Annotated in this window: 24 protein-coding genes; 6 read left to right on the forward strand and 18 right to left on the reverse strand. The window is 66.7% G+C overall.

Annotated elements, in window-relative coordinates:
• Positions 1-166: 166 nt before the first annotated feature.
• Positions 167-865 (reverse strand): SDR family oxidoreductase, encoded by a 699-nt coding sequence (locus tag Q8814_RS15495; protein ID WP_330152907.1) that lies wholly within the window; start codon positions 863-865, stop codon positions 167-169.
• A gap of 32 nt (positions 866-897) precedes the next feature.
• Positions 898-1,548: a SanA/YdcF family protein gene (locus tag Q8814_RS15500; RefSeq protein ID WP_330152908.1), complete on the reverse strand. Its 651-nt coding sequence runs from the start codon at positions 1,546-1,548 to the stop codon at positions 898-900.
• 39 nt (positions 1,549-1,587) lie between these two features.
• On the opposite strand from Q8814_RS15500, the gene Q8814_RS15505 reads away from it, so the two are divergent.
• Together Q8814_RS15505 and Q8814_RS15510 are read left to right on the forward strand one after the other, a co-directional pair.
• The gene (locus tag Q8814_RS15505) at positions 1,588-2,598 is read left to right on the forward strand and encodes a PHP domain-containing protein (RefSeq protein WP_330152909.1); all 1,011 of its coding nucleotides are present in this window, start codon (positions 1,588-1,590) and stop codon (positions 2,596-2,598) included.
• An 8-nt stretch (positions 2,599-2,606) separates the two neighbouring features.
• Positions 2,607-4,040, forward strand: a complete 1,434-nt coding sequence (locus Q8814_RS15510) for a flavin-containing monooxygenase (protein ID WP_330152910.1) — start codon at positions 2,607-2,609, stop codon at positions 4,038-4,040.
• A 9-nt stretch (positions 4,041-4,049) separates the two neighbouring features.
• On the opposite strand, the gene Q8814_RS15515 is transcribed toward Q8814_RS15510, so the two are convergent.
• Together Q8814_RS15515 and Q8814_RS15520 are read right to left on the reverse strand one after the other, a co-directional pair.
• Positions 4,050-5,075, reverse strand: coding sequence for a pirin family protein (locus Q8814_RS15515; RefSeq protein ID WP_330152911.1), 1,026 nt, complete (start codon positions 5,073-5,075; stop codon positions 4,050-4,052).
• Between the two features lie 14 nt (positions 5,076-5,089).
• Positions 5,090-5,995: a spermidine synthase gene (locus Q8814_RS15520; RefSeq protein ID WP_330152912.1), complete on the reverse strand. Its 906-nt coding sequence runs from the start codon at positions 5,993-5,995 to the stop codon at positions 5,090-5,092.
• Positions 5,996-6,099: 104 nt separating this feature from the next.
• Here Q8814_RS15520 and ggh point away from each other — a divergent pair, with 104 nt between their 5' ends.
• A complete protein-coding gene (gene ggh / locus Q8814_RS15525) occupies positions 6,100-7,437 on the forward strand; it encodes a glucosylglycerate hydrolase (RefSeq protein ID WP_330152913.1) in 1,338 nt (445 codons plus the stop codon).
• Between the two features lie 61 nt (positions 7,438-7,498).
• Here the strand turns inward: ggh and Q8814_RS15530 are convergent, their stop codons facing one another.
• The 3 genes from Q8814_RS15530 to Q8814_RS15540 form a co-directional block, all read right to left on the reverse strand.
• Positions 7,499-9,586 (reverse strand): PhoX family protein, encoded by a 2,088-nt coding sequence (locus tag Q8814_RS15530; protein ID WP_330152914.1) that lies wholly within the window; start codon positions 9,584-9,586, stop codon positions 7,499-7,501.
• Positions 9,587-9,684: 98 nt separating this feature from the next.
• Complete coding sequence (locus Q8814_RS15535; RefSeq protein WP_330152915.1) at positions 9,685-10,872, reverse strand: alpha/beta hydrolase; 1,188 nt, start codon at positions 10,870-10,872, stop codon at positions 9,685-9,687.
• A 62-nt stretch (positions 10,873-10,934) separates the two neighbouring features.
• Positions 10,935-11,729 (reverse strand): LLM class F420-dependent oxidoreductase, encoded by a 795-nt coding sequence (locus Q8814_RS15540; RefSeq protein WP_330152916.1) that lies wholly within the window; start codon positions 11,727-11,729, stop codon positions 10,935-10,937.
• A gap of 91 nt (positions 11,730-11,820) precedes the next feature.
• Here Q8814_RS15540 and Q8814_RS15545 point away from each other — a divergent pair, with 91 nt between their 5' ends.
• The gene (locus Q8814_RS15545) at positions 11,821-12,303 is read left to right on the forward strand and encodes a nitroreductase family deazaflavin-dependent oxidoreductase (protein ID WP_330152917.1); all 483 of its coding nucleotides are present in this window, start codon (positions 11,821-11,823) and stop codon (positions 12,301-12,303) included.
• On the opposite strand, the gene Q8814_RS15550 is transcribed toward Q8814_RS15545, so the two are convergent.
• The 3 genes from Q8814_RS15550 to Q8814_RS15560 are packed head-to-tail and all read right to left on the reverse strand — an operon-like array spanning position 12,269 to position 15,627.
• Complete coding sequence (locus Q8814_RS15550; protein ID WP_330152918.1) at positions 12,269-13,519, reverse strand: glycosyltransferase 87 family protein; 1,251 nt, start codon at positions 13,517-13,519, stop codon at positions 12,269-12,271. The two genes, Q8814_RS15545 and Q8814_RS15550, sit on opposite strands and share 35 nt — an antisense overlap.
• Before the next feature lie 57 nt (positions 13,520-13,576).
• Complete coding sequence (locus Q8814_RS15555; RefSeq protein WP_330152919.1) at positions 13,577-14,908, reverse strand: serine hydrolase domain-containing protein; 1,332 nt, start codon at positions 14,906-14,908, stop codon at positions 13,577-13,579.
• Positions 14,909-14,961: 53 nt separating this feature from the next.
• Entirely contained in the window at positions 14,962-15,627 is a 666-nt protein-coding gene (locus tag Q8814_RS15560; protein ID WP_330152920.1) for a TetR/AcrR family transcriptional regulator, read from the reverse strand.
• A gap of 147 nt (positions 15,628-15,774) precedes the next feature.
• Here Q8814_RS15560 and Q8814_RS15565 point away from each other — a divergent pair, with 147 nt between their 5' ends.
• Entirely contained in the window at positions 15,775-16,947 is a 1,173-nt protein-coding gene (locus Q8814_RS15565; RefSeq protein WP_330152921.1) for an acyl-CoA dehydrogenase family protein, read from the forward strand.
• Between the two features lie 10 nt (positions 16,948-16,957).
• A complete protein-coding gene (locus Q8814_RS15570) occupies positions 16,958-18,094 on the forward strand; it encodes an acyl-CoA dehydrogenase family protein (protein WP_330152922.1) in 1,137 nt (378 codons plus the stop codon).
• A gap of 12 nt (positions 18,095-18,106) precedes the next feature.
• On the opposite strand, the gene Q8814_RS15575 is transcribed toward Q8814_RS15570, so the two are convergent.
• The 8 genes from Q8814_RS15575 to gvpJ (Q8814_RS15610) are packed head-to-tail and all read right to left on the reverse strand — an operon-like array spanning position 18,107 to position 21,579.
• Positions 18,107-18,400 carry a gas vesicle protein K gene (locus Q8814_RS15575; protein ID WP_330152923.1) on the reverse strand — a complete coding sequence of 98 codons (294 nt, stop codon included), beginning with the start codon at positions 18,398-18,400 and terminating at the stop codon, positions 18,107-18,109.
• Positions 18,393-18,626, reverse strand: coding sequence for a gas vesicle protein (locus Q8814_RS15580; RefSeq protein ID WP_330152924.1), 234 nt, complete (start codon positions 18,624-18,626; stop codon positions 18,393-18,395). Before Q8814_RS15580 ends, Q8814_RS15575 begins: the two co-directional genes overlap by 8 nt.
• Complete coding sequence (locus Q8814_RS15585; protein WP_330152925.1) at positions 18,623-19,411, reverse strand: GvpL/GvpF family gas vesicle protein; 789 nt, start codon at positions 19,409-19,411, stop codon at positions 18,623-18,625. Before Q8814_RS15585 ends, Q8814_RS15580 begins: the two co-directional genes overlap by 4 nt.
• On the reverse strand, positions 19,404-19,802 hold the full coding sequence (gene gvpJ, locus Q8814_RS15590; protein WP_330152926.1) for a gas vesicle protein: 399 nt from the start codon (positions 19,800-19,802) through the stop codon (positions 19,404-19,406). Before gvpJ (Q8814_RS15590) ends, Q8814_RS15585 begins: the two co-directional genes overlap by 8 nt.
• Positions 19,799-20,095 (reverse strand): gas vesicle protein GvpO, encoded by a 297-nt coding sequence (gene gvpO / locus Q8814_RS15595; protein WP_330152927.1) that lies wholly within the window; start codon positions 20,093-20,095, stop codon positions 19,799-19,801. The genes gvpJ (Q8814_RS15590) and gvpO overlap by 4 nt, the downstream gene beginning before the upstream one ends.
• A gap of 3 nt (positions 20,096-20,098) precedes the next feature.
• Entirely contained in the window at positions 20,099-20,353 is a 255-nt protein-coding gene (locus tag Q8814_RS15600) for a gas vesicle protein GvpG (protein WP_330152928.1), read from the reverse strand.
• Positions 20,353-21,165 (reverse strand): GvpL/GvpF family gas vesicle protein, encoded by an 813-nt coding sequence (locus tag Q8814_RS15605; protein ID WP_330152929.1) that lies wholly within the window; start codon positions 21,163-21,165, stop codon positions 20,353-20,355. Before Q8814_RS15605 ends, Q8814_RS15600 begins: the two co-directional genes overlap by 1 nt.
• Complete coding sequence (gene gvpJ, locus Q8814_RS15610; RefSeq protein WP_330152930.1) at positions 21,166-21,579, reverse strand: gas vesicle protein GvpJ; 414 nt, start codon at positions 21,577-21,579, stop codon at positions 21,166-21,168.
• Between the last annotated feature and the right edge of the window lie 164 nt (positions 21,580-21,743).

The raw sequence follows: 21,743 nt of genomic DNA on the forward strand, positions 1-21,743 counted from the left end.
GCCCCCACCGCCGCCACCGCCACCGCCGCCACCGCCACCGCCGCCGCCACCGCCGCCGCCACCCCCGCCGCCTCCCCCGCCTCCGGCCCCGGCTCCCGCGCCGCCGCCTCCCCCGCAGCCGCAGAGCCAGATCCAGAACCCGGGCGGTCCGCCGGTGGTGATCCCCCTACCGTTCTGAGTTGCCGCCGGGCGGCGACCACGGCCTCAGAACGATTTCGGTGGGGTGCGCGTCGGCCGGGGTCAGGATCGTCTGCTGCACAGCGCGCGCCACGGTTTCCGGCTTCAGAAATCGGGTCGGGTCGTACTCGCGGCCTTCGGTCGCGACGATTGCGCGCTGCATGTCGGTATCGATGCGGCCCGGATGCACGGACGTCACGCGTAACGACGGCTCTTCGAGGCGAAGTGCGTCACCGAATGCGCGGAGCGCGAACTTGCTTGCCGCGTACGCGCCCCATCCGGGATTGGCACGGATACCTGCACCCGAATTGATGAGTACCACATGACCGTTCGAGGCGCGCAGCACCGGGAGCAGCAGACGTGTCAGCTCGGCAACTGCAACGACATTGGCTTCCATCATCAGTCGCCACCGGCCGGCAGGACTCTCGGCGACGGTGCCGAGTTCTGCGAGACCTGCGTTGTGGACGAGCACGTCGAGACGTTCGATCCCCTCGGCAGCCACCGCGACGGCGTCATGGTCGAGCAGATCGACGGGCCACGGTGTGGCCTCCGGAATTTCCTCGACGATCGCGTCGAGAGATTCCGGGCGCCGCCCACCCACCAGCAGGTCATGGGTGGGAGCGAGTGCGCGGGCGATCGCGGCGCCGAGGCCGCGGCCGGCGCCGGTGATGAGGGCAGTGGGTCGCATAGTCCGACCCTAGAGCGTCGCAATCGCGACGATCAGGAGACGGTCAATACCTTCGCGAGTGTGTCGTCGGGCGGCGTGATGACCGCTGGATCCCGGGGAAAGCGAAGCTCCAGAAACGCTTTGGGGCGCGACAGGAACCATTCCCGGCCCAGGTTGCGGATCCGCGTGGCGGTACGGACATCACCGTCGGCATACACACCCGAGATTTCGATGCCCGCGCGGCGGCACAATGCGACCGCCCGCGGAAGGTGGAAGGCCTGGGTGGCAATCAGCGCGTGACGGACACCGAACGTGTCCACCGCACGCCGCGCGGTGTCGTAGGTGTCGAGTCCGTACGGGTCTGCCACGATGCTGTCGCGGTCGACACCGTGTTCGACGAGGTAGTCGATCATGGCGGCGATCTCGTCCCCCGACCGGCCCGCGCCGTCCCCGGAGACGAGCACTGCACGAACCCGCCCTGTCCTCACGAGCTCGATGGCAGCGTCCAGCCGGCCTCGCAGATAACCCATCGGCTTCCCGTGGCGTACCCGCGCGCCCGGCACGATCACCACCGGTGCGTCCGGGGCCTCCGAAACACCGAACATCCGGCCACGTGCCCGGGAGGTGACCTGCGACGACACCCATGCGAAGGCGCCGGCAGCCGCCACGGTGGAGGCGATCAGCGAGATCGCGTATTTCGACATGAGCTCCACGTTACGGAGCCGTCCCGCCACAATGGAGTCATGGACCCGGTCGCAGCGCTCCGCGAGGTCGCGTTCTGGCTCGAGCGCGAACACGCCAAGACGTACCGTGTGCAGGCGTACCGGCACGCGGCGGACATCGTCGCGACGTTGTCCGAGCCGGGATTCGAAGAACACCGTCGCGCCGACAGCTGGACCGCCATTTCCGGTATCGGTCCGAAGACCGCGGCGGTGATCCGGGAATCGTTCGAGGACGTGCCCACCTATCTGCAGACCCTCCGTGATGCGGCCGAGCCCATCGGCCGGGGCGGCCAGGATTTGCTCGGTGCGCTCAGAGGCGACCTGCACGTTCACTCCGACTGGTCGGACGGCGGCAGTCCGGTCGACGAAATGCTGCGCACCGCGTCGACGATGCTCGGGCACGAGTACATCGCCATGACCGACCACTCCCCTCGCTTGACCGTGGCGAACGGGCTCAGTGCCGAGCGGCTGCGCACACAACTGTCCGTGGTGGCCGAACTCAACGAAAAGAGCTATAGCACAAGGATGCTCACCGGAATCGAGGTGGACATTCTCGACGACGGGTCACTCGATCAGGACGAGGGTCTCCTCGCCGAGCTCGACATCGTCGTGGCGAGTGTGCATTCGAATCTGCGCGCCGACCGCTCCCTGATGACCAAACGGATGCTGCGAGCAGTCGAGAATCCGAACGTCGACGTGCTGGGGCACTGCACGGGGCGACTCGTGACCGGAGGCCGCGGCACCCGGCCGGAGTCGAAGTTCGACGCCGAGAAAGTGTTCGCCGCGTGCCGCGATTACGAGACCGCGGTGGAGATCAACTGCCGCCCGGAGCGGCGCGATCCACCGTCCAGGCTGATCGACCTCGCACTGGACATCGGCTGCGTTTTCTCGATCGACACCGACGCCCACGCGCCCGGCCAGCTGGACTGGCTGGGCTACGGTTGCGAACGCGCAGCCGAACGCGGCATCGAACCCGAGGAAGTGATCAACGCGTGGCCGGTCGACGAACTGCTGGCCTGGACCGATCGATAGGAGTAGGCGTGGACCATGTCGACGTGCTGATCGTGGGAGCAGGCCTGTCCGGAATCGGAGCCGGGTACCGACTGCAGACACAGTGCCCGGACCGAACGTATGCCATTCTCGAGAGTCGAGACGCCATCGGCGGAACATGGGATCTGTTCCGGTATCCGGGTATCCGCTCCGACAGCGACATGTACACGCTCGGATACCCGTTCCGGCCCTGGCGTGGAGAGAAATCGATCGCCGACGGTGAGGACATCCTCCGGTACGTGCGCGACACGGCTGCGGAATTCGGTATCGACAAGCAGATCCGATTCGGGCACAAGGTAACCGAGGCATCCTGGTCGACGCAGAGCGCCCGGTGGACGGTCCGGGTGGTCAATGGCGACGACACGACCGAGATGACGTGTTCGTTCCTGTACCTGTGCAGCGGCTACTACAGTTACGAATCACCTTATACACCGGACATTCCGGGTCTCGAAGACTTCGCCGGCACCGTCGTGCATCCGCAGTTCTGGCCGGAGGAGCTCGACTACGACCGCAAGAAAATTGTGGTGATCGGTAGCGGCGCCACCGCCGTGACGCTGGTGCCTTCCCTCGCCGAACGGGCAGAACGCGTGACGCTGCTTCAGCGCTCACCGTCGTACATCATGTCGTTGCCGGCGCGGGATCTCATCGCGCAGCAGCTCCGCAAGCGCCTCCCCGACAGGTTTGCGCATCGCGTCGTGCGTACGAAGAACGTCGTCACCAACCTCGGCTTCTACCAGTTCTGTCAGCGACTCCCTGCGCTCGCCAAACCCCTTCTGCGGAAAGTGGCTACTCGAAACCTTCGCGACGAGAGCCTCGTCGACCCCCACTTTTCTCCGTCCTACCGGCCGTGGGACCAGCGCCTGTGCCTGGTTCCGGACGCCGATCTGTTCAAGGCTCTCAACCGCGGCTCGGCCGAGATCGTCACCGACCGCATCGAAGCCGTCACCGAGAAGAGCATCCGCCTCGAGTCGGGTGCCGAACTCGAGGCGGACATCATCGTCACCGCAACCGGATTGGCTCTCCTTCCGGCCGGCGGAATCGCGTTCACGGTGGACGGCACGCCGCTGGAACTGACCGGCACGTTCACCTATCGCGGAACGATGCTCAGCGGTGTCCCGAATCTTGCGCTGTGCCTGGGCTACACCAATGCGTCATGGACGCTACGCGCGGATCTGGCGTCGCTGTACCTGTGCCGCCTGCTCAATCACATGCGCCGGGGCGGCTACCGTGTCGCGACACCGGAACGGCACCACGATCCGCATCCGCGACCGCTGCTCGGTCTGCGGTCGGGATACATCAAGCGGGCGGAAGGTATTCTGCCGAAGCAGGGTTCGGCAAGCCCGTGGCTCATGCGCCAGAACTATCTGCTGGACCTTCCCACCATGCGCTTCGGCCGGCTGGACGAGGCGATGCAATTCTCCTGACGTGGACGCTCAACGCTGTTCGACGCGGCCGTCGGGGTACCGCGCGAAGCGTCCGGCGTCTGCGGGATGCACGGGATCGTTCCGATCCCACGGCCATCCGCCGAAACCGGTGCGCCGGTAGTCCTCGAAGGCCTGCTGCACACCGGCCTCGTCGTTGAGGACGAACGGGCCGTAGGACACGACAGGTTCGCCGATCGGGCGACCCTGCAGCAGCAGGATCCGGGTGCCGTCGTCGCCCGCCGCGAGAAGTGCCGGCACCGACGCGTCCACGACCACACCGTGACCGGGGTCGATACGCCGCTCACCGATCTCGACCGGCGAACCGTCGTAGACGTACAGCACCCGCTGCGTGTCCGGTCCCGCGGCCGGCGGCAGCGTCCATGTGGCCCCGCCCGACAGGTCGATATTCCAGATCGCGACATCGTTCTCGGCGCGCGCTGCCCAGGATTCCGGCGGAGGCGGTGGTGCGGCCACGTCACCCGCGGTGCCTGCGATAACGCGGACCTCGACGGTGCGACCGCCGGCATCGGTAGCGGTGACGGTGGGTGTCTCCTCGTTCCACAACATCGCGAAATGCGGATCCGCCGTCTTCGAGGCGGCCGGGAGATTCAGCCAGATCTGGAAGAGCTCGAGCGGATTCGGGCGGTCGCGATGCAACAGCGGAAACATTTCGCTGTGGACGACGCCGTTGCCGGCGGTGAGCCACTGGGTGTCGCCCTCGCCGAAGCGGGCGGCCGCGCCCACCGAGTCGGAATGGTCGATGACACCTGTGCGCACGAACGTGACGGTTTCGAACCCTCGGTGCGGATGTCCGGGAAAGCCGGGGACCGTGGTGCCGTGGTACATGTTCCATCCGGCGGGGTTGCCGAAATCCTGGCCCAGAGGACGACCGGTCAGTGGCGCGTCGGGACCGAGGTCGGCGTTGCCGGCAGGGTAGGCATCGACGTGATGCGCGACGAACAAGAACGGATCGATCGTCTGCCACGGTGAACCGAGACGGAAAACCTGCAGCACGGGAGGCGCCATGGAAGTCATGGTCCCATCAACCCCTAGGACGTGCCGGATGTTCCTGATTCGTGTGCGCCGGGTTCGGGGGTTCGTCGCTCGACGGGTGCTTCGCTGTCGTCGAGGACCCGGGCGTCGCCGGCGAACTTGCGGACCTGCCCATCCGTCCAGACCTGAGCGGGGACGGCTCCGCCGAGCAGGTGACGCGCGAGCGTCGGCGAGTCCCCGAGCGGGAGGTCGCTGCCGGCGATGATGACGTTGCCGTAGCGGCGGCCCTTGAGCATGGCGGGATCGGCGATCATCACGGTGTGCTCGAACACCGAGCCGATGGTCGCCGCTTCACGTCGCGCGTTGGTCAGGTCGCGAGTGTCGCCGCAATTGACCACATAGATCCCGCCGGGGGCCAGCACCCTCCGCGCATGGCGCGTGAACTGGACCGTTGTCAACGCGACCGGGGTGCGGTTGATCGCGAACACGTCCCGCACGATCACGTCGCGGGTCGCGTCGGTCAGGGAGGTGAGCACGTTGCGGGCCTCGCCTACCCGGATCCGCAGCAGAGGTGCGCGCGGGAGATCGAACCAGTCGCGGACGAGTTCCGCGAGCCGGCCGTCGATCTCCACGACGACCTGCCGCGCGTTCGGGTACGTCGCCGCGAGGTAGCGAGCCATCGTGCAGGCTCCGCCACCGAGGTGCAGCGCCCGCAGCCGTGCATCGCGGGCGAAGTGACCGGCCAGAAGTTGGGTGATCCAGCGCATGTACTCGAACTCGAGGATGGTGGGGTCGGACACGTCGATGTGGGAGCTCGGCACCCCGTTGACCTCGAGGATCCAGCCGTTGGCGAGGTACCGGTCCTTGACCAGCTCACACGTACCGGTGTCGATCTCGTACAAACCTTCGACGGGCCCGCCGTCCGGCACCGACGCAGCCCGGCTACCTCGATGCCTGCTCATGGACGACAAGCCTAGTCGGCGCGTCCGCGAGCCCCTATGTGTCGTCGTCGTTACAGGGCGGGGCATCGGGATGCGAATTTTCCCGGAGGTCGCAGAATGGGACGATGCCGGACCGAGGATTCACGTCGACCCAGCTCGCCGCGCGTGCCGCATACCTGCTGCGCGGAAACGATCTGGGCACGATGACCAGCGCCGCACCCAAGCTGTATCCGCACATGTGGAGTTGGGACGCCGCGTTCGTGGCCGTGGGCTTGGCGCCGCTGAGCGTGGAACGGGCCGTGGTCGAACTCGACACGTTGCTGTCCGCGCAGTGGAAGAACGGCATGATCCCCCACATCGTCTTCGCGAACGGCGTCGACGGGTATTTTCCGGGGCCGGCCCGCTGGGCGGTGGACGAACTCGCGGCACACGCCCCGCACGGCGTGCAGACCTCCGGGATCACCCAACCGCCGGTGCACGCGATCGCGGTACAGCGGATCCTGGACCACTCGCGCCGGCACGGGCGCAGCACCCGCGCGGTGGCCGACGAGTTCCTCGACCGCCGCTGGTCCGACCTGGTGCGGTGGCACCGGTGGCTCGCTCACGCCCGCGACCTGGACGGGAACGGACGGATCGCGCTGTATCACGGTTGGGAATCCGGGATGGACAACTCGCCGCGGTGGGATCTGGCGTACGCGAACGTGCTCGCGGGTGCGGTGCCGTCCTACCGCCGGGAGGATCTCGAACACGTCGCCGATCCGGGGCAGCGCCCCACCGATTCCGAGTATGCGCGATACTTGTGGCTGCTCGAGGAGATGAAAAGCGCTCGGTACGAAGACGATGCGTTGGCGGAGGCGATGAGCTTCGCGGTGGAGGACGTCTTCGTCAGTGCGGTGTTCTCGATGTCGTGCGAAGTGCTCGCGGGCATCGGAGAGGAACATTCGCGTCCACTCGCCGACGTACGCGAGCTCTACGGCTGGGCGGACCGGTTCCGCCGCGGAGTGATCGACACGACCGATCCGCGGACGGGCAGCGCGAAGGATTTCGATCTCCGCAGCGGAAAATGGGTCGCCACACAGACTTTGGCGACATTCGCACCGCTGCTGTGCGGCGGACTCGACCGATCGGCCGAGCGTGCCCTGCTGCGGACGTTCGAGGGTCCGAAGTTCTGCGGGCACCCGGACCTGCGGTATGCGGTACCGCCCTCGACGTCGCCGGTGTCCGGAGACTTCCGTCCGCGCGAATACTGGCGCGGCCCGGTCTGGCCGGTGATGACGTGGCTGTTCTCGTGGGCCTTCGCGCGACGCGGCTGGGCCGAACGCGCCAACATGCTGCGGTCGGAGGGATTGCGGCAGGCCAGCGACGGCTCGTTCGCGGAGTACTACGAGCCGTTCACCGGCGAGCCGCTGGGCAGCATGCAGCAGTCGTGGACCGCCGCAGCGGTGCTGGACTGGCTCGGCTAGCGCGGCTCCGCCGCCCGTGCGTGGTTTCGGTAGCACCTGCTACCGAAACCACGCACAGGGGTTAAACGCCGATGCGTCCATCACCCGATTTCCATGCCGCGACCACGGACGGACGAGGCTGCGCCTGCCCGCCGTCCGGCCAGTGCGACCCGGGGCTGTCCCACGACGCGTCGTCGGTCTCACCCGGGTGCTGGACGGCCACGACGACCCGGTTGTCACCGACGATGGGGCCGCACGTTTCGGCACCGACCGGCACGGTGAGGAACTGTTTCGTCTCTCCGCGACGCGGTCCGTCCAGCACGACCGCGAACAAACCGTCGTTGCTTCCGAGCGCATTGCCGTCGGTGGAGATCCACAGGTTGCCGTGGGGGTCGAAGGCGAGGTTGTCCGGGCAGGAGATCGGGCTGACCTGGGCCTTGTCGAAGCCGCCGAAGTAGGTGTCGGCTTCGTTCGGGTCGCCGCACACCAGCAGCAGGTTCCAGGTGAACGACGTTCCGGCGTGGTCGTCGTCGATCTCGAGAACCTGGCCGTTCTTGTTGCCAACTCGGGGGTTGGCCTCGTCGGCCGCGGCCGCACCGTCGACGCCGCGCTTGCTGTTGTTGGTCAGGGCCACATAGACCTTGCCGGTGACGGGGTTCGCCTCGAAATCCTCCGGGCGGTCCATCTTCGTCGCACCGACCTTGTCGCCGGCGAGGCGGGTGAACACGGCCACCTCTTCGGCGCTCATGCCGTCGACGAGCGATTCGCTGCGACCGTCCTCGTGGGTGCGTAGCACGGGAATCCATTCGCCCTTGCCGGTGAACTGCCCGCCCTCGGGCAGCGTGCCGGAGCCGTCGATCTCGCCGGCATGGTCTCCGGAGAGCTTGGCGACGTAGAGCGTTCCGGCGTCGAGCAGGGTCATGTTGTGGCGCACCGCAGCGCGCGAGGTGCCGTCCTGCATCCTCCGCGAGGAGATGAACTTGTACATGTAGTCGAAGCGTTCGTCGTCGCCGCTGTACGACACGACGGTACCGTCGTCGGCGACGTGGATGGTCGCGGCCTCGTGCTTGAAGCGGCCGAGCGCCGTGTGCTTGACGGGCGTGGACGACGCGTCCCACGGATCGATCTCGACGATCCAGCCGAACCTGTTGACCTCGTTGGGTTCCGCGGCGATGTCGAAGCGGGAATCGAACCGCTCCCACTTGCGGTCCGAAGCTTCGCCTTCGATGCCGTAACGCGCGAGGCGTTCGGCAGCGACCGGTTCGGTGACCCGGTCGGCATTGGCGAAGTACTGGTCGAAGTTTTCCTCACCGGAGAGGACGGTGCCCCAGGGGGTGACACCGCCGGCGCAGTTGTTCAGCGTCCCGGCAACTTTGGTACCTGTCGGGTCGGCGGTGGTCCGGAGCAGGCTGCTGCCCGCAGCAGGTCCGGTGACGAGGAACTCGGTGGTGGCGGTGATGCGGCGGTTGTACTGCCCGAACTCGGGGGTGAGCCGGCCCGTTCCGGGCTCGCCCTTGACCTGCACGACGGACAGGCCGTGGCTCGCCCAGCCGATCCGCACCTGCTCCTCGGTCGGGTTCTCCTCGTCGTAACCGGCGAACATGAACGGCTCGGTGGTGTATTCGTGGCTGATCACCAGCAGGTACGTGTTCGGGACACCGTCGACGGGGAGCAGGCCCGCGAAGTCATTGTTGAACCCGAACTGCCGTTCCTGGGCTGCGGCGGTCTGATTGTCGATGTCGAACTCGGGTGCATCCGGGAAAATCTTGTCACCCCAACGGATCACGACTTCCTGGTCGTAACCCTCGGGAACGGTGATCGTGTCGTCGGTGTTCGGTGCGACCGCGACGAAATCCGTTCCGGCCGGGCTGGGTCCGAGGTCGGCACCCGGTTCGGCGCCTGCCGCGCCGTCCGACGCCGCTGCCGCGGAATCGTCCGAGCATGCCGCGAGCACACCGCCCGCACCGACCGCGAGCACCGCCATCGCGCCACCGCGCAGGACACCGCGTCGCGACAGGGCGCCTCGCACGATGTCACCGAAGTACTCGCCACCGGAGGTGTTGGGCACGGGGTGCGAGCAGGCGTCACCACACTTGTACTTGCAGGTGATGTTCGCGCGCGACGATGTGCCGTCGTGCGCAACGAACAGTGGCAGGTCTTTGCGGGCCAAGATCACTCCCTCGTCGAGTCGGTCAACTCGGGCACCGTAGAAGCCGGAAACGAGACGAAGGCAACGAGGAAGTGAACGCGGGATGAGGTTTGCCGTTCTCAGGGGCCGCCGACCGGATCGGTTGTCTGCTCGTCGTCGGTGTCTTCGTCGGCGTTCTCGCCCGGCCGGAGTGCGAGAAACGGCGCGATACGATCGGTGATCGCCTCGTTGTACACCTCGGGACGCTGGATGGGATTGGCGTGCCCGATGTGGTCGAGTTTCGAGACGAGCAGCGTGCCGTCCGGCCCTCCCGACCGGTCGACGAGGATGCGCTGCGAGTAGTCGACGTCGACGACGTTGTCGTTCGGGCCGTAGCGCGGACGCAGGAACACGACGGCCGGTCGAGGCTTGTCGTCGCGCGGTGCGGCAAGTGCTTTCAGATTGTCGGTCGCACCGGAGGCGACGATCGCTCGGAACTGGGATTCGATCAGGCCGTTGCTCGCCGCATCCGTGGAGAAGATCTTGTCGCGCAGCACTTCGTCGAGCACCGTGTTCAGTTCGGCCGTGTCGATGCGGCGGTACCAGCGGTCCGACGGCAGGACGAACCGGTCCTTCCGGGCTGCGATCTCGACGAGTATTCGCAGCGACCTGCTTTCGCGTGCGCCGGGGAGCCAGCCGATCCAGCGCAGCAGGTCCTCCCCGGCGTCGCGGCTGTCGGCGCGGACGGCATGCAGGTCGAGGGGGGTGCAGTCGAGCACCACCCCGAGAACTTCGAGGTAGGTGTCCTGGTAGAGATGCTGCGCAACCTCGAGCGCGATGATCCCGCCCATGCTGTGCCCGGTGAGCACCACGCTTTCGACCCCGGACCGGTCGGCCCGTTCGACGATCATGCGGCTGATGACCGCGGTGTCGATACCGCCGTTGTCGTACTCGACCGCCCACACCCGGCCGATGTCACCGAACGCGGGCAGGGCGGTGGCGGTCTCGGTGGCGTCGAGATTTCCGAGACCCACCAGGTCGACTACCGCGGTGTCGGAGTCGGCCCGCCGACCGGCGTCGTAGACCTGATGGAGTTGTGGATGGGTGCGGGAGAGTTGTTCGCGCATCGGAGCGACGTCCCACGCCCAGTACTGGGTGTAGACGGCGAACAGCGGCACGGTCGCGAGCAGGCCGTAGGCGAGAAATCGCCGTGTCCGGCGGAATCGGCCCCAATGCTTCCCGAGCCGGGTATCACGCAGACGGTGCCGCCGGCGAGAGTCGTCCCAGTCGCCGGCGCTACACGGTGGAAGCGAAGGTATTTCGGGCATGCATCGTCGATCGTAGAGACGGATCGACTCTCGCGCCGCCGCCCAGCGGGGCGTGACGGACGCTACGCGAGTCCGGACAGGGGCGGTGCCGAATTGTCGTCGCGCCAGCCGATGGCTTCGACCAGCGGCGCGAGATCGTAGTCGGGTCCGCCGAGGCCCACGGTGAACAGGGTGATGCCCGCGTCGACGTACGATGCGGCATTGTCGGTGCCGGGCCACGGCGTGGACCGCTCGATGTCGCCGGGGGAACGCCCGACGTCGGCGCAGCGTCCCGCGAGGATCTCGGATTTCTCCACGTGGGTGTCGAGCCGGCCGAAGCTGTGCCAGATATCGGCGTATTTCGCCACGAGCGGCAGCGTCTTCTTCGGGCCGCCGCCGCCGATGAGGAGTGGGATGTGCCGGGTCGGCGACGGGTTCAGCTTGCCGAGGCGAGCGGTGATGCGCGGCAGGTATTCGGCGAGCAGATCCAGCCGGGAACCCTTGGTGCCGAACTCGTAACCGTATTCGTCGTAGTCCTTCTCGAACCAGCCCGAGCCGATGCCGAGAATCAGGCGCCCTCCGCTGATGTGGTCGACGGTGCGGGCCATGTCCGCGAGGAGGTCGGGGTTGCGGTAACCGCCTCCGGTGACCAGCGCACCGATCTCGACCCGTTCGGTTTGCTCGGCCCAGGCACCGAGCATCGTCCAGCATTCGAAGTGTGCTCCGTCGGGATCCCCGGTGAGGGGGTAGAAGTGATCCCAGTTGAACACGATGTCGACGCCGGCGTCCTCGGCGCGCAGCACGGTGTCGCGGATGACGCCGTAGTCCGGTTGATGCTGGGGCTGCAGTTGAAGTCCGATGCGAATGGGGCACGTCATGGCCTCCACGTTATGACGCTGCCGACCGTGACGCAGGAGATCCGGTGACGCGCTCTGGCATGGCTGCCGCCACGGGCGCACAGTGGTAGGTATGCGCCTCACCGAGCCTGCTCCCCCGCCGACCGGTCTGCGCCGCCGGCTGATGCGAGCCCCGATCCATTTGTATCGCGCTCACCTGGGTTTTCTGCTCGGCCGCCGATTTCTGCTGCTCGAGCACCGGGGGCGCAAGAGCGGACAGCCCCGGACGGTTGTGGTCGAGGTCGTGAATCACGACGACACGACCGAGGGGTTCGTCGTCGCCGTCGGTTTCGGACGGAAAACCGATTGGTACCGCAATCTGCGTGCGCACCCGGCCGCGAGAGTCGAGTCGGGGCATGAGCGAACGGCCGTCACGGCCGAGATGCTGGAACCGGACGAGGGCTCGGCGTTCATGGCGCACTATGCGGAACGGCACCCGAAGGTCGCGGCACGGCTCTGCGCGATGATGGGCTTCCAGGTGGACGGCAGCGACGCCGACTTCCGCGAGGCGGGCCGCCGGATCAGATTCGTGCGGCTTCGGCGAACGTCGGGGTGAGATCTTTTCGTGGGCGGCAAGTGACGAGCACCACCGCGAGCAGCACGGCGTACACGATGGGATAGGCGGCCTGCAGCACGGCCTGCAGCACCGGCTGGGCGGGAGTCATGAAGATGCCGATCGCCACCACTCCGTCGGGATACGAGCGGTACCACGCCAGTAGCGGTACGGCGGCGGCGAAGGGCAGCAGATATCCCCACCAGCGCCGCCATCGCGCTGCTTGATGCAGACACAGGACCAGCAGCGGGATCGTCCACACCCAGTGATGACCCCAGGAGAACGGCGCGACCATCGGGGCGGTGAGTCCGGCGACGGTGAGACTGAGCAGACGCTGCCCGTCCCGGTCCGCGAGGTAAGCCGCCCACAAGCCGAGACCTGCCACCGCTGCCGCGCACAGAAGCCACAACCACATCGGGGGTTCTTCGGTGTGCAGCAGGCGGGCGAGGATTCCGTGGATCGATTGATTGGCCGGTGACGAAACCAGGCCTATCCGTTCGGAGCGGATGATCGTCGAGGTCCAGAAGGTCCACGAGTCGGAGAAGATCACCACGAAGCCGGCGACGACGGTGGCCGCGAACGTCGCGGTTGCGACCGCGGCGGCCCGCCACTGCCGCACAAGCATCAGGTACGGGATGAAGAGCAGCGGAGTGAGTTTGAGGCCTGCCGCGACACCGGTCCCGATACCGCGCAGGCGGCTGCCGTCGGGACGTCCGAGATCCCACAGCACCAGTACCAGCAGGACGAGGTTGATCTGACCGAGCCAGATCGTCATCCGGACCGGCTCGATCCAGGTGAAGGCGGCGGCGAGGCAGATGCTGATCAGCCGGGTGCGGTTGGTGTCGCCGTAGCCGAGTCGACGCCAGCTCAGCCACACCGCGAGGTACACCAGAACCAGGTTCGCGAGGTCGACGGCGATTTCCGTCCCGTTCAGGGACAGGAACGACAGCGGCACGAAGGTGAGCGCCGCGAACGGTGGATAGGTGAACGGTAGGGCGTCGTACAGCATGAACGTGTACAGCGATTCGGCGGTCCGGACGGTAGCGCCGCCGTAGCGGTACACCTCGGCGTCGACTCCGTTGCCGAACAGTCCGAAATACGTCTCGAATCCCAGCAACCGATCATGCGCGAGGAATGCCGCGGCGGCGGCGAGCATCGCCACTGCGGGCCACCACCCCGGGTGGGCCCGTGCCCGTCGGGTGGCGCCGGCTTGCCGCATGCTTCGAAACTAGGGCACGGGCGGGTTACCGGCGCGTAGTCGGCGTCCGACGGCCCGTCAGCTGGGATAGAGCTCGGCGATGATGTTCTTCGCGATCTGATTCGCCGAGCCTCCGGTCCCTTCGGGGCCGTCGGTCAGATTGCACAGCACGACGAGAGTGATGTCGCGTTCCGGGTCGTAACCCATGAAGGTCTGGTATCCGGGTGTGGTGCCGTCATGGCCGATCATCGGGCCGAACGACGCCAGTGCCAGCCCGTATCGGGGACTCTGCGGATCGTCCGGGTTCCGGGCGACGAGACTGTCGAGCCGTTGCTGCTGCAGCGCGTCGTCGAGCAACGGCGGTGTGGCAGCGACGAGGGCTTCGACGTAGGTAGCGAGATCCTCCGCGGTGGAGATCGCGGCGCCCGCGGCCCACGTCCAGGACGGGCTCGCGGTGGTGACGTCGTTGGGCAGGAGTTCCCCGGCGCGCGCCGCGGCGATCTGGTCGTCGGGCAGTCGTGCCGAGTCGAGGGTCGAAACGTTGGTGCCGAACTGATAGCCGTTGGGATGTGGATCGGGAAGGGTCGCGACGTCCTGCGGGGGGATCGACGTGTCCGCCAGCTCGAGCGGGTCGAAGATCCGCTGCCGCACGGCCGTGATGTAGTCCTGCCCGGTCACCTCTTCGATGATCAGTCCGGCGAGGACGTAGTTGGTGTTCGAGTAGTGGAAACCCTCGCCGGGAGGAAAGTACGGAGGTTCGGCCAGGCCGAGCTCGAGCAGCTCGGCGGGTTCCCACACGTATCCCGGGTCGTTGTCGAGTCGGGCGTTGAACTCGGGCAGTTCGCTGTAGTTGTACAGCCCGCTGGTCATGTCGAGAATCTGCGCGATCGTGATGTTGTCGCCGTTCGGGATGTCGGGCCGGTACTTCGACACGGGGTCCTCGAGGGCGACCTCGCCTTCCTGCACCAGTTGCAGCAGGACCGTTCCGGTCATCGTCTTGGTGTTCGAGCCGACGCGGAAGTGATCGTCGACGGTGACCGGCTCGTCGGTGCCGACCACGCGCGTGCCGAATGCTTCGAACCATTCGCTGTCGGGGGTACGTACGAGAACGACCGTGCCGGGAATAACGAGGTCGGTCATAGTGCTCTCGACCACGGGCGTGAGCCGGGCCGGCAAATCCTGGGTGCCCTCGACTGCAGATGTCCCGGTGGCAGATGTCCCGGTGGCGGACGTCTCGGTCGCAGACGCCGACGGCGACGTGGCGGACGCGGCCTCGTCGTCCCCGGACGAGCAGCCACTCACCAGCAGGCAGCCCGCAGCCGCGAGGCAGGCCGCACGGCGCAGCGCGACGGCACGTGGAGCTGTGGTCGCACGAAGGACCGGGAGACGCTTCGGACGGGAGGCGAACATGGCGACTCGATTCGTCGGCAACTCGTCGGCAACTGTCCCTCAGTGTGAGCTGATCAACCGGCTTCGGTCCGTCGTTTCGCGGATTCGGTGTCCGGTGCATGCGCGGCGTATTGCAGATCGAGCCCTCGCAGGAACGACTCGAGTACGAGTTCGAAGCTCTCGGCGTCGATTTCCGCGGCGTTCTCGCGCAGGCGATGTGCCTGCGACAGGTGCGGATACCTCTCGTTGTAGGTGTCGAGGTCGTCGAGGAAGCCGCCGGCGAACGAGGCGACGGCCGAGCCGACGACGATGTATTTGACGGAGGCGCCGATGAGTGTCGCGGTTCGCGGTGGCCAGCCGGCACGCGTCAGTCCGCCGTGGATGGCGTCGGCGGCGTCGAGAGCGCCGGGACGGTTCCCGGGGCTCGACGCCAGGAACGGAACCATGTTGGGGTGCTCGGCGAGGGCTGCGCGGTAGGAGCGCGCCCAGGTTCTCAGTGCGCTCTGCCAGTCGTCGGTGCCGAATCCCGTCACGTCGACACGTTCGGCGATGGTGTCGCCGATGTCGTCGAGCAGCTCGTCCTTGTTCGCGTAGTGACTGTAGAGCGAGGGTGCGCGGACACCGAGTTCGGCGGCGATCTTGCGCATCGAGACGGCGGCCAGACCGTGGGTGTCGATGAGCCGGAGCGTGGTCTCGCGGATCAGCTCTCGGTTGAGCAGTGGGGTGCGTGGACGGGCCATCGTCGTGCCTCCTCCTCGGTGCCGGTCTGGACGACCTTACAGTGTTAGGTTAGTCTCGTGGAGCGAGCAAAGCCACGGGAGTCCTCTGCGGTTTCCGACCCGCGGCGTTGCATACCTATCGGCATCAATCGCGACGGAAGGCCTTCCATGAACCTGAAGCTCACCGACGAGGAGCGCGCGTTCCGCGACGAGCTGCGCGCATTCTTCACCACGGAGTTTCCCGCCTCGCTGCGCGAGAAGGTCGCAGCCGGTCGGCCGCTCGGCAAGGAGGACTACATCGCGGGCCAGCGGCTGCTCAATTCCCGTGGCCTCGCCGTCCCCAACTGGCCGGTCGAGTGGGGTGGCCAGGACTGGACTCCGGTGCAGCGCAACATCTGGCTCACCGAAATGCAGCTCGCCTCGGTGCCGGATCCGCTGCCGTTCAATGCCGCCATGATCGGGCCGGTGATCGCGCAGTTCGCCTCGCAGGAGATGAAAGAGCGCTTTCTGCCCGCCACCGCAAACCTCGACATCTGGTGGTGCCAGGGCTTTTCCGAGCCCGAAGCCGGCTCGGACCTCGCATCGCTCAAGACCCGAGCGGTGCGAGACGGCGACGACTACATCGTCAACGGGCAGAAGACCTGGACGACACTCGCCCAGCACGCCGACTGGATCTTCTGCCTGGCGCGCACCAACCCCGATGCCCCCAAGAAGCAGGCCGGCATCTCGCTGCTTCTGATCGACATGAACACTCCCGGCGTGACGGTGCGTCCCATCAAGCTGATCGACGGTAGCTACGAGGTCAACGAGGTCTTCTTCGAAGACGTCCGCGTGCCCGCCGAGAACCTCGTCGGCGAAGAGAACGCCGGATGGACCTACGCCAAGTTCCTGCTCGGTAACGAGCGTGCCGGAATCGCCCGCGTCGGCGCCACCAAGGTCAAGCTCGCGCGAGCCAAGCGACTCGCCGCCGAAACCCGTATCGCCGAGGGCACTCTCCTCGAGGATCCGATCTTCGCCGCACGGCTCGCGGAACTCGAGAACGAACTGCTCGCGCTCGAGCTGACCCAGCTGAGGGTGGTCGCGGGATCGGACGACGGTAAGCCGAACCCCGCATCGTCGCTGCTCAAGATGCGTGGTTCCGAACTCCAGCAGGCCGCCACCGAACTGCTCGTCGACGTCGCCGGCCCGGACTCGCTGCCCACGGGCGCCGCCGACATCGACTCGCCGGAGTGGGCCCAGCTCACCACCCCGACGTACCTCAACAACCGCAAGGTGACCATTTACGGCGGCTCGAACGAGGTGCAGCGTTCGATCATCGCTTCCTCGATTCTCGGACTGTGAGGCCCAGGACATGAATTTCGAACTCGACACCGAGCAGGACCTGCTCCGCAAGACCGTTCGCGACGTGCTCGCCGACGCCTACGACATCGACACCCGTAATCGCGTCGCCGAGAGCGACCTCGGTTGGAGCCGCGAAGTATGGCAGCAGCTCGCCGAACTCGGTGTGCTCGGCCTGCCCTTCGCCGAGAAGCACGGCGGCATGGGTGCCGGCCCGGTCGAGGTCATGGCCGTCATGAACGAGATCGGCCGGGCGCTCGCACCCGAACCGGTCCTGGGCGCCGTCTACCTCCCGGGCGGTCTCGTCGCCGAGGCCGGCAGCGACGACCAACGCGACGACATCCTGCCGCGGCTGTCCGAGGGCGCACTGCTGCTCGCGTTCGCCCACGACGAACCGGGCCGTCGGTGGCCCGCCGCGGAAGTCTCCACCACCGCCGCTCGCAACGGCGACGCGTGGACGGTCTCGGGTCGCAAAAACCCTGTGCTGCAAGGTGATTGCGCCGAGATGTTCATCGTCTCGGCTACCCTGCCCGAGGGTGGAACCGGTCTGTTCATGGTCGACGCAACCGCCGACGGGCTCGTCCGCACCCCGTACCGCACCAACGACGAACGTCGCGGTGCGCAACTCGTCCTCGACGACGTCGTGGCCGTACCGCTCGGTGAGCCCACGGACGCCTCGGCGGCCGTGACCGCAGCCCAGGTGCGCGCGCAGGCCGCCCTGTGCGCAGAAGCGGTCGGTGCCATCGACCAGTCGGTGCAGTTGACCACCGGTTACCTGAAGCAGCGCAAGCAGTTCGGTGTTCCGCTGGCAATGTTCCAGGCCCTGACCCACCGCGCCGCCGACATGTATGTGCAGTACGAACTCGCATCCAGCATGAGCATGTACGCGACGATGGCGCTCGCCGAGGGCATCGTCGATCCGGCCGTGGCTTCCCGCGCGAAGCTGCAGGTGGGCAGGTCGGCACGCAAGGTCGCGCAGGAATCGGTGCAGATGCACGGCGGCATCGGCGTGACGGCCGAACATTCCATCGGCCACTACATGAGCCGGCTCACCGGGATCGAGCACACCCTCGGCACCATGGACGATCACCTCCGGGTCCTCGCCGGCTCGGTGGGCGACTACGAACGAGTCGAGATCGTCGGTATGTGAGGCGAATAGGGTTCACTCCCGGGGCAACAGCGTGCCCAACGGACCGAGGTCGATGTTGAGATCCTCGGGAGTGAGCCCGAAATGGTCGCGCAGTTCGGCCATCCGGTCCTCGAGCAGCATCAGCGTCGTACCGATGCGCTCGACCTGCTCGTCACTGAGGTCACCCTCGTCCACGCGACGAATCGCTTGACGTTCCATGAGTTGCCGGAGCAATTCGACGAGGGTGAGGACCAGCGTCACCAGCCCTCGCTCCACCGACTCGGGGTCGGCGTCGATACGCGGTGGAATCCGGGCGGGCTCACTCATCGATCCGGCTCACTGCGGGCCGAGGTACGGGAGGTTCGATTCCCGTCACCGAGATCGTACTGAGCGAGGAGATCAAGGCGCGCAACGAGATCTGTACCAGATCCACGTCGGCGATCGAGAGTGTGACATCACCCGTGATGACCACTCCACCCGCGAGTACCCGATCGAGCAGATCGACAAGGGCGATCCGGCGTTCCTCGTCCACGGACCCGTCGGCGTACCTCATGGCGCCACCTTTTCGGCACCTGCGAACGAATACGGCGGCCACGGGCCCGTCAGCTCGAGCCGGATTCCGGGATAGCTTGAACCGAGTTCCTCTACCACCGCGGCGAACTCGTCTCCTCGATCGTCGTCGACGAGGTACGTGCCGTTGAGCAGCATCCATTCCTGGTTGCCGCGCAGAGCCGGGTCGGTCGGTGGCTGGCGGCGTCCCGCGGCGGCGTCCCGCAGGAGTCGCTCGTGGATTTCGTCGGCCCGTGCGGCAGCCTCGCGCTCGACCGTCTCCTGTGCCGCCAACTGTGCACGACGCCGGAGCAGATACGCCGTGCCCGTGCCCTGTCCGCCACTGTTCATGTGGGTCTCGGCGATCACCGAGGCGAGTGACTTCCGGTCGCCGAACGCCTTGACACCCCACTCGGTGCGGCCCGCCACCAATGTCAGCGCGGAGGAAAAGCTTTCCCGGTGCTGTTCGAGGAGTTCGCGTACCCGGGCGTCGTCGAGACAGACGGTCGCAAGCCGCAGCGGCACCACGGGGCCGTGTCGCGCCACCCGTGACACGACCGCATCATGTGCGCGCGCAACGGCTTCGAGCCATGCCATGTCCTCGAAGTTGCGGGTCAGCGCGGCCTCACCGAATCCATCGAGCGGTACTGTGCCGACCACCGCGGTCAGGCCGGAGCCGCCGACAATGCGTATCGGCTCGCCCGCCACGCCCGTCATGTCCTCGGCGCCGTGGCCGTCGAATTCCGCGTCGGTCACGGCGTACATCCACACCCCGGTTGCGTCAGTCACGGTCCTCCTCGTCCACGATTGCGGCTTCGACGGCCTCGGGCTCTGCCCGACCGGCCTCCAGTTCGGCTATCCGCTCGCGCAGCTTCCGATTCTCGATCTCGAGATCCGGGTTTTGCGCTTCCAATTCACGGTTGCGCGCCTTACTGCTGAGCCAGGGATCGCTTTCCCACCAATCGATACCGACGGCCTTCGCAGTCTCGAGCGACGCGACGACGAGCCGCAGCTTGATCGTGAGGAGTTCGATGTCGAGCAGGTTCACCTGGATGTCGCCGGCGATGACGAGCCCCTTGTCGAGGACACGTTCGAGAATGTCGCCGAGATTGGTGGACTGATGACCGCCACCGTACGGTTGCGGCGACCCGCCGCCACCGCCACCGCCCACCACGCTCATGCCCCGGCCCTCGTTCCGACATCGGTGCTGCCACGCCCGTAACGCCGGGTACGGCGGTACGCCAGCAGATTCCCGCCCATGTCGATCTCGACTTCGTACGTTGCGAGCATGTCGGCCGACGACGGAATACGCCTGTCCTCGAGGACTTCGACTTCGACGACCCAGCCGGCGTCGGTGGGTTCGACCGAGGTCGCTCCCTGTGCTTCCTTCGAGGTGAGGTCCTCGAGATGTGCGATAGCCGTCGCCGCGGCCTCTGCCGCCGAGATCTCCGGCGGGCCGGTATCTTGCGCCACGACTCACCCCTTCCGCTTGCCCGGGACGGATGAATCAGGTGAAATCATCCGGTTGAGCACCGCCTGCTGGGCTTCGTCCTTCTCCTCCTTCGAAATCTTGCCCGCCCGCTCGGCTTCCTCGAGTTCCTCGAGTTCGCGCCGCACATTCGCCGGATCGTGCAGTTGTTGCTCGACCTGCTCCTGAATGACCTCTCCGAGCCAGATCACACCCTTGACCGGAGCGAGCGGCAGGGTGAGCAGGGATGTCAGCAGTCCCATCAGCCCTCCTCGCCGGTATCGGGTTTCGTCACGAAGTCGTACGCGGCCATTGGGCCGAGGAGCGTCATCTCGACACGGCCGTCCCACTCATGCATGAGATCCGTCAGCGCCTGCTCGAGTTCCTCCTGCTTCGCGAGTTCCATGAGAATTGCGATGTGTACGGCATCCTGCTCGTGGGTGGGCTGCCGTTCGTTGACCAGCGGTTCAAGCGAGGAGAGGGCTTCGAGCGTATGTCGGGTGTCCTCGGCACGCTTGGATTCGATTGTCGCGTTGATGATCTCACCCAGTGCCATGCGCGCCTCGCGGGTGGCGTCCTCGGATTGACCCCGGATCTGCTCGCGCAGTTGTGCGGCGTCGGGGTTCTCGTCGAGGATCTCCTGCAGAATCGCCTTCTCGACGTACCGACCCTTGACGACGAACTGCGCGAGACCCTCGAGTTGCTCCAACGCCGCGACGAGATCTTCTGCGTTGCCTTCGAGCAGCTCGCTGGATACGGCGTCGCGGTCCGCCAGTACCGCACCGAATCTGAGCGGAAGCACGGGCGCCACCATCACCGTTCCGTCGAGCAGGGCCGCGTGCGCCTTCAAATCGTCGGGTGTCCCCAGCGCCCGGTCGGTCGGGATCTCGCTCACGAGGGCGGCGAGGTCGCCGGACCGCACCACCGAAACCTCGCTGGGAGGTTGGCCGACACCCGAGGCATGGTCTTCCGGCTCCACATCGGCCGGCACGATGCCGTAAACATAGATCGCTGTCGTCGACCCGGCATCGGCAGCGCCGCCCTCTTCGGACTGCTCGGCTTGCTCGGTAGACATCTATTCCCCCTTTGTGCGCGGTCGACGTGCCGGTTGCCGTTGCTGCTGTACGTCGCCGAGAAAGTCACTGACCTTCTCTCCGGCGGCTTCGAGCGCTCCCTTCGTCTTGTGCTTGGATCCGCCGGAGGTGATGTCGCCGACGAGATCGGGTAGTCCCTTCGGTTCGCTGTCGGAGATTTCGAGCCTGTTCACGGCTTCGGCGAACCGCAGGTAGGTGTCGACACTGGCGACCACGACGCGCGCGTCGATGGTGATCAGTTCGATGCCCACGAGTGAAACTCGCACGAACGCCTCGATGACCAGGCCCTTGTCGAGGATCGTGTCGATGACGTCGGCCAGGCCCGAGGAATTCGGGCGCGCCATTCCTCCGCCGCCGCCGCCCCCGCCGCCGCCCCCTGCAGGCTGGATCGTCATGATCGGGCTCCTCGTCGCTCGCTCGAACGCTTCCGAGTGCTCTTCGCTGCACTTGCTCGCCGCCTCCGCGGAGGGGCGGGCTCACTGTCCGGTTACTCGGCACCTTCGTCTTCGGGCATCGACTACTCGGCGTCGTAGTCCGCCTCCTCGGAGGGGGCTTCTGC

Source organism: Rhodococcus chondri, assembly GCF_036327435.1.
Classification (GTDB): domain Bacteria; phylum Actinomycetota; class Actinomycetes; order Mycobacteriales; family Mycobacteriaceae; genus Rhodococcus; species Rhodococcus chondri.

Excerpts from the sequence above, each read along its gene's own strand:
- Q8814_RS15535 (WP_330152915.1), bottom strand. The coding sequence starts at position 10,872 with ATGCCCGAAATACCTTCGCTTCCACCGTGTAGCGCCGGCGACTGGGAC.
- Q8814_RS15520 (WP_330152912.1), bottom strand. The coding sequence starts at position 5,995 with ATGAGCAGGCATCGAGGTAGCCGGGCTGCGTCGGTGCCGGACGGCGGG.
- Q8814_RS15555 (WP_330152919.1), bottom strand. The coding sequence starts at position 14,908 with ATGTTCGCCTCCCGTCCGAAGCGTCTCCCGGTCCTTCGTGCGACCACA.
- Q8814_RS15580 (WP_330152924.1), bottom strand. The coding sequence starts at position 18,626 with ATGAGGTACGCCGACGGGTCCGTGGACGAGGAACGCCGGATCGCCCTT.
- Q8814_RS15570 (WP_330152922.1), top strand. The coding sequence starts at position 16,958 with ATGAATTTCGAACTCGACACCGAGCAGGACCTGCTCCGCAAGACCGTT.
- gvpJ (WP_330152930.1), bottom strand. The coding sequence starts at position 21,579 with ATGACGATCCAGCCTGCAGGGGGCGGCGGCGGGGGCGGCGGCGGCGGA.
- Q8814_RS15515 (WP_330152911.1), bottom strand. The coding sequence starts at position 5,075 with ATGACTTCCATGGCGCCTCCCGTGCTGCAGGTTTTCCGTCTCGGTTCA.
- Q8814_RS15540 (WP_330152916.1), bottom strand. The coding sequence starts at position 11,729 with ATGACGTGCCCCATTCGCATCGGACTTCAACTGCAGCCCCAGCATCAA.
- Q8814_RS15605 (WP_330152929.1), bottom strand. The coding sequence starts at position 21,165 with ATGTCTACCGAGCAAGCCGAGCAGTCCGAAGAGGGCGGCGCTGCCGAT.
- Q8814_RS15500 (WP_330152908.1), bottom strand. The coding sequence starts at position 1,548 with ATGTCGAAATACGCGATCTCGCTGATCGCCTCCACCGTGGCGGCTGCC.
- Q8814_RS15560 (WP_330152920.1), bottom strand. The coding sequence starts at position 15,627 with ATGGCCCGTCCACGCACCCCACTGCTCAACCGAGAGCTGATCCGCGAG.
- ggh (WP_330152913.1), top strand. The coding sequence starts at position 6,100 with ATGCCGGACCGAGGATTCACGTCGACCCAGCTCGCCGCGCGTGCCGCA.
- Q8814_RS15545 (WP_330152917.1), top strand. The coding sequence starts at position 11,821 with ATGCGCCTCACCGAGCCTGCTCCCCCGCCGACCGGTCTGCGCCGCCGG.
- Q8814_RS15575 (WP_330152923.1), bottom strand. The coding sequence starts at position 18,400 with ATGAGTGAGCCCGCCCGGATTCCACCGCGTATCGACGCCGACCCCGAG.
- Q8814_RS15495 (WP_330152907.1), bottom strand. The coding sequence starts at position 865 with ATGCGACCCACTGCCCTCATCACCGGCGCCGGCCGCGGCCTCGGCGCC.
- Q8814_RS15550 (WP_330152918.1), bottom strand. The coding sequence starts at position 13,519 with ATGCGGCAAGCCGGCGCCACCCGACGGGCACGGGCCCACCCGGGGTGG.
- Q8814_RS15600 (WP_330152928.1), bottom strand. The coding sequence starts at position 20,353 with ATGGGACTGCTGACATCCCTGCTCACCCTGCCGCTCGCTCCGGTCAAG.
- Q8814_RS15565 (WP_330152921.1), top strand. The coding sequence starts at position 15,775 with ATGAACCTGAAGCTCACCGACGAGGAGCGCGCGTTCCGCGACGAGCTG.
- Q8814_RS15505 (WP_330152909.1), top strand. The coding sequence starts at position 1,588 with ATGGACCCGGTCGCAGCGCTCCGCGAGGTCGCGTTCTGGCTCGAGCGC.
- gvpJ (WP_330152926.1), bottom strand. The coding sequence starts at position 19,802 with ATGAGCGTGGTGGGCGGTGGCGGTGGCGGCGGGTCGCCGCAACCGTAC.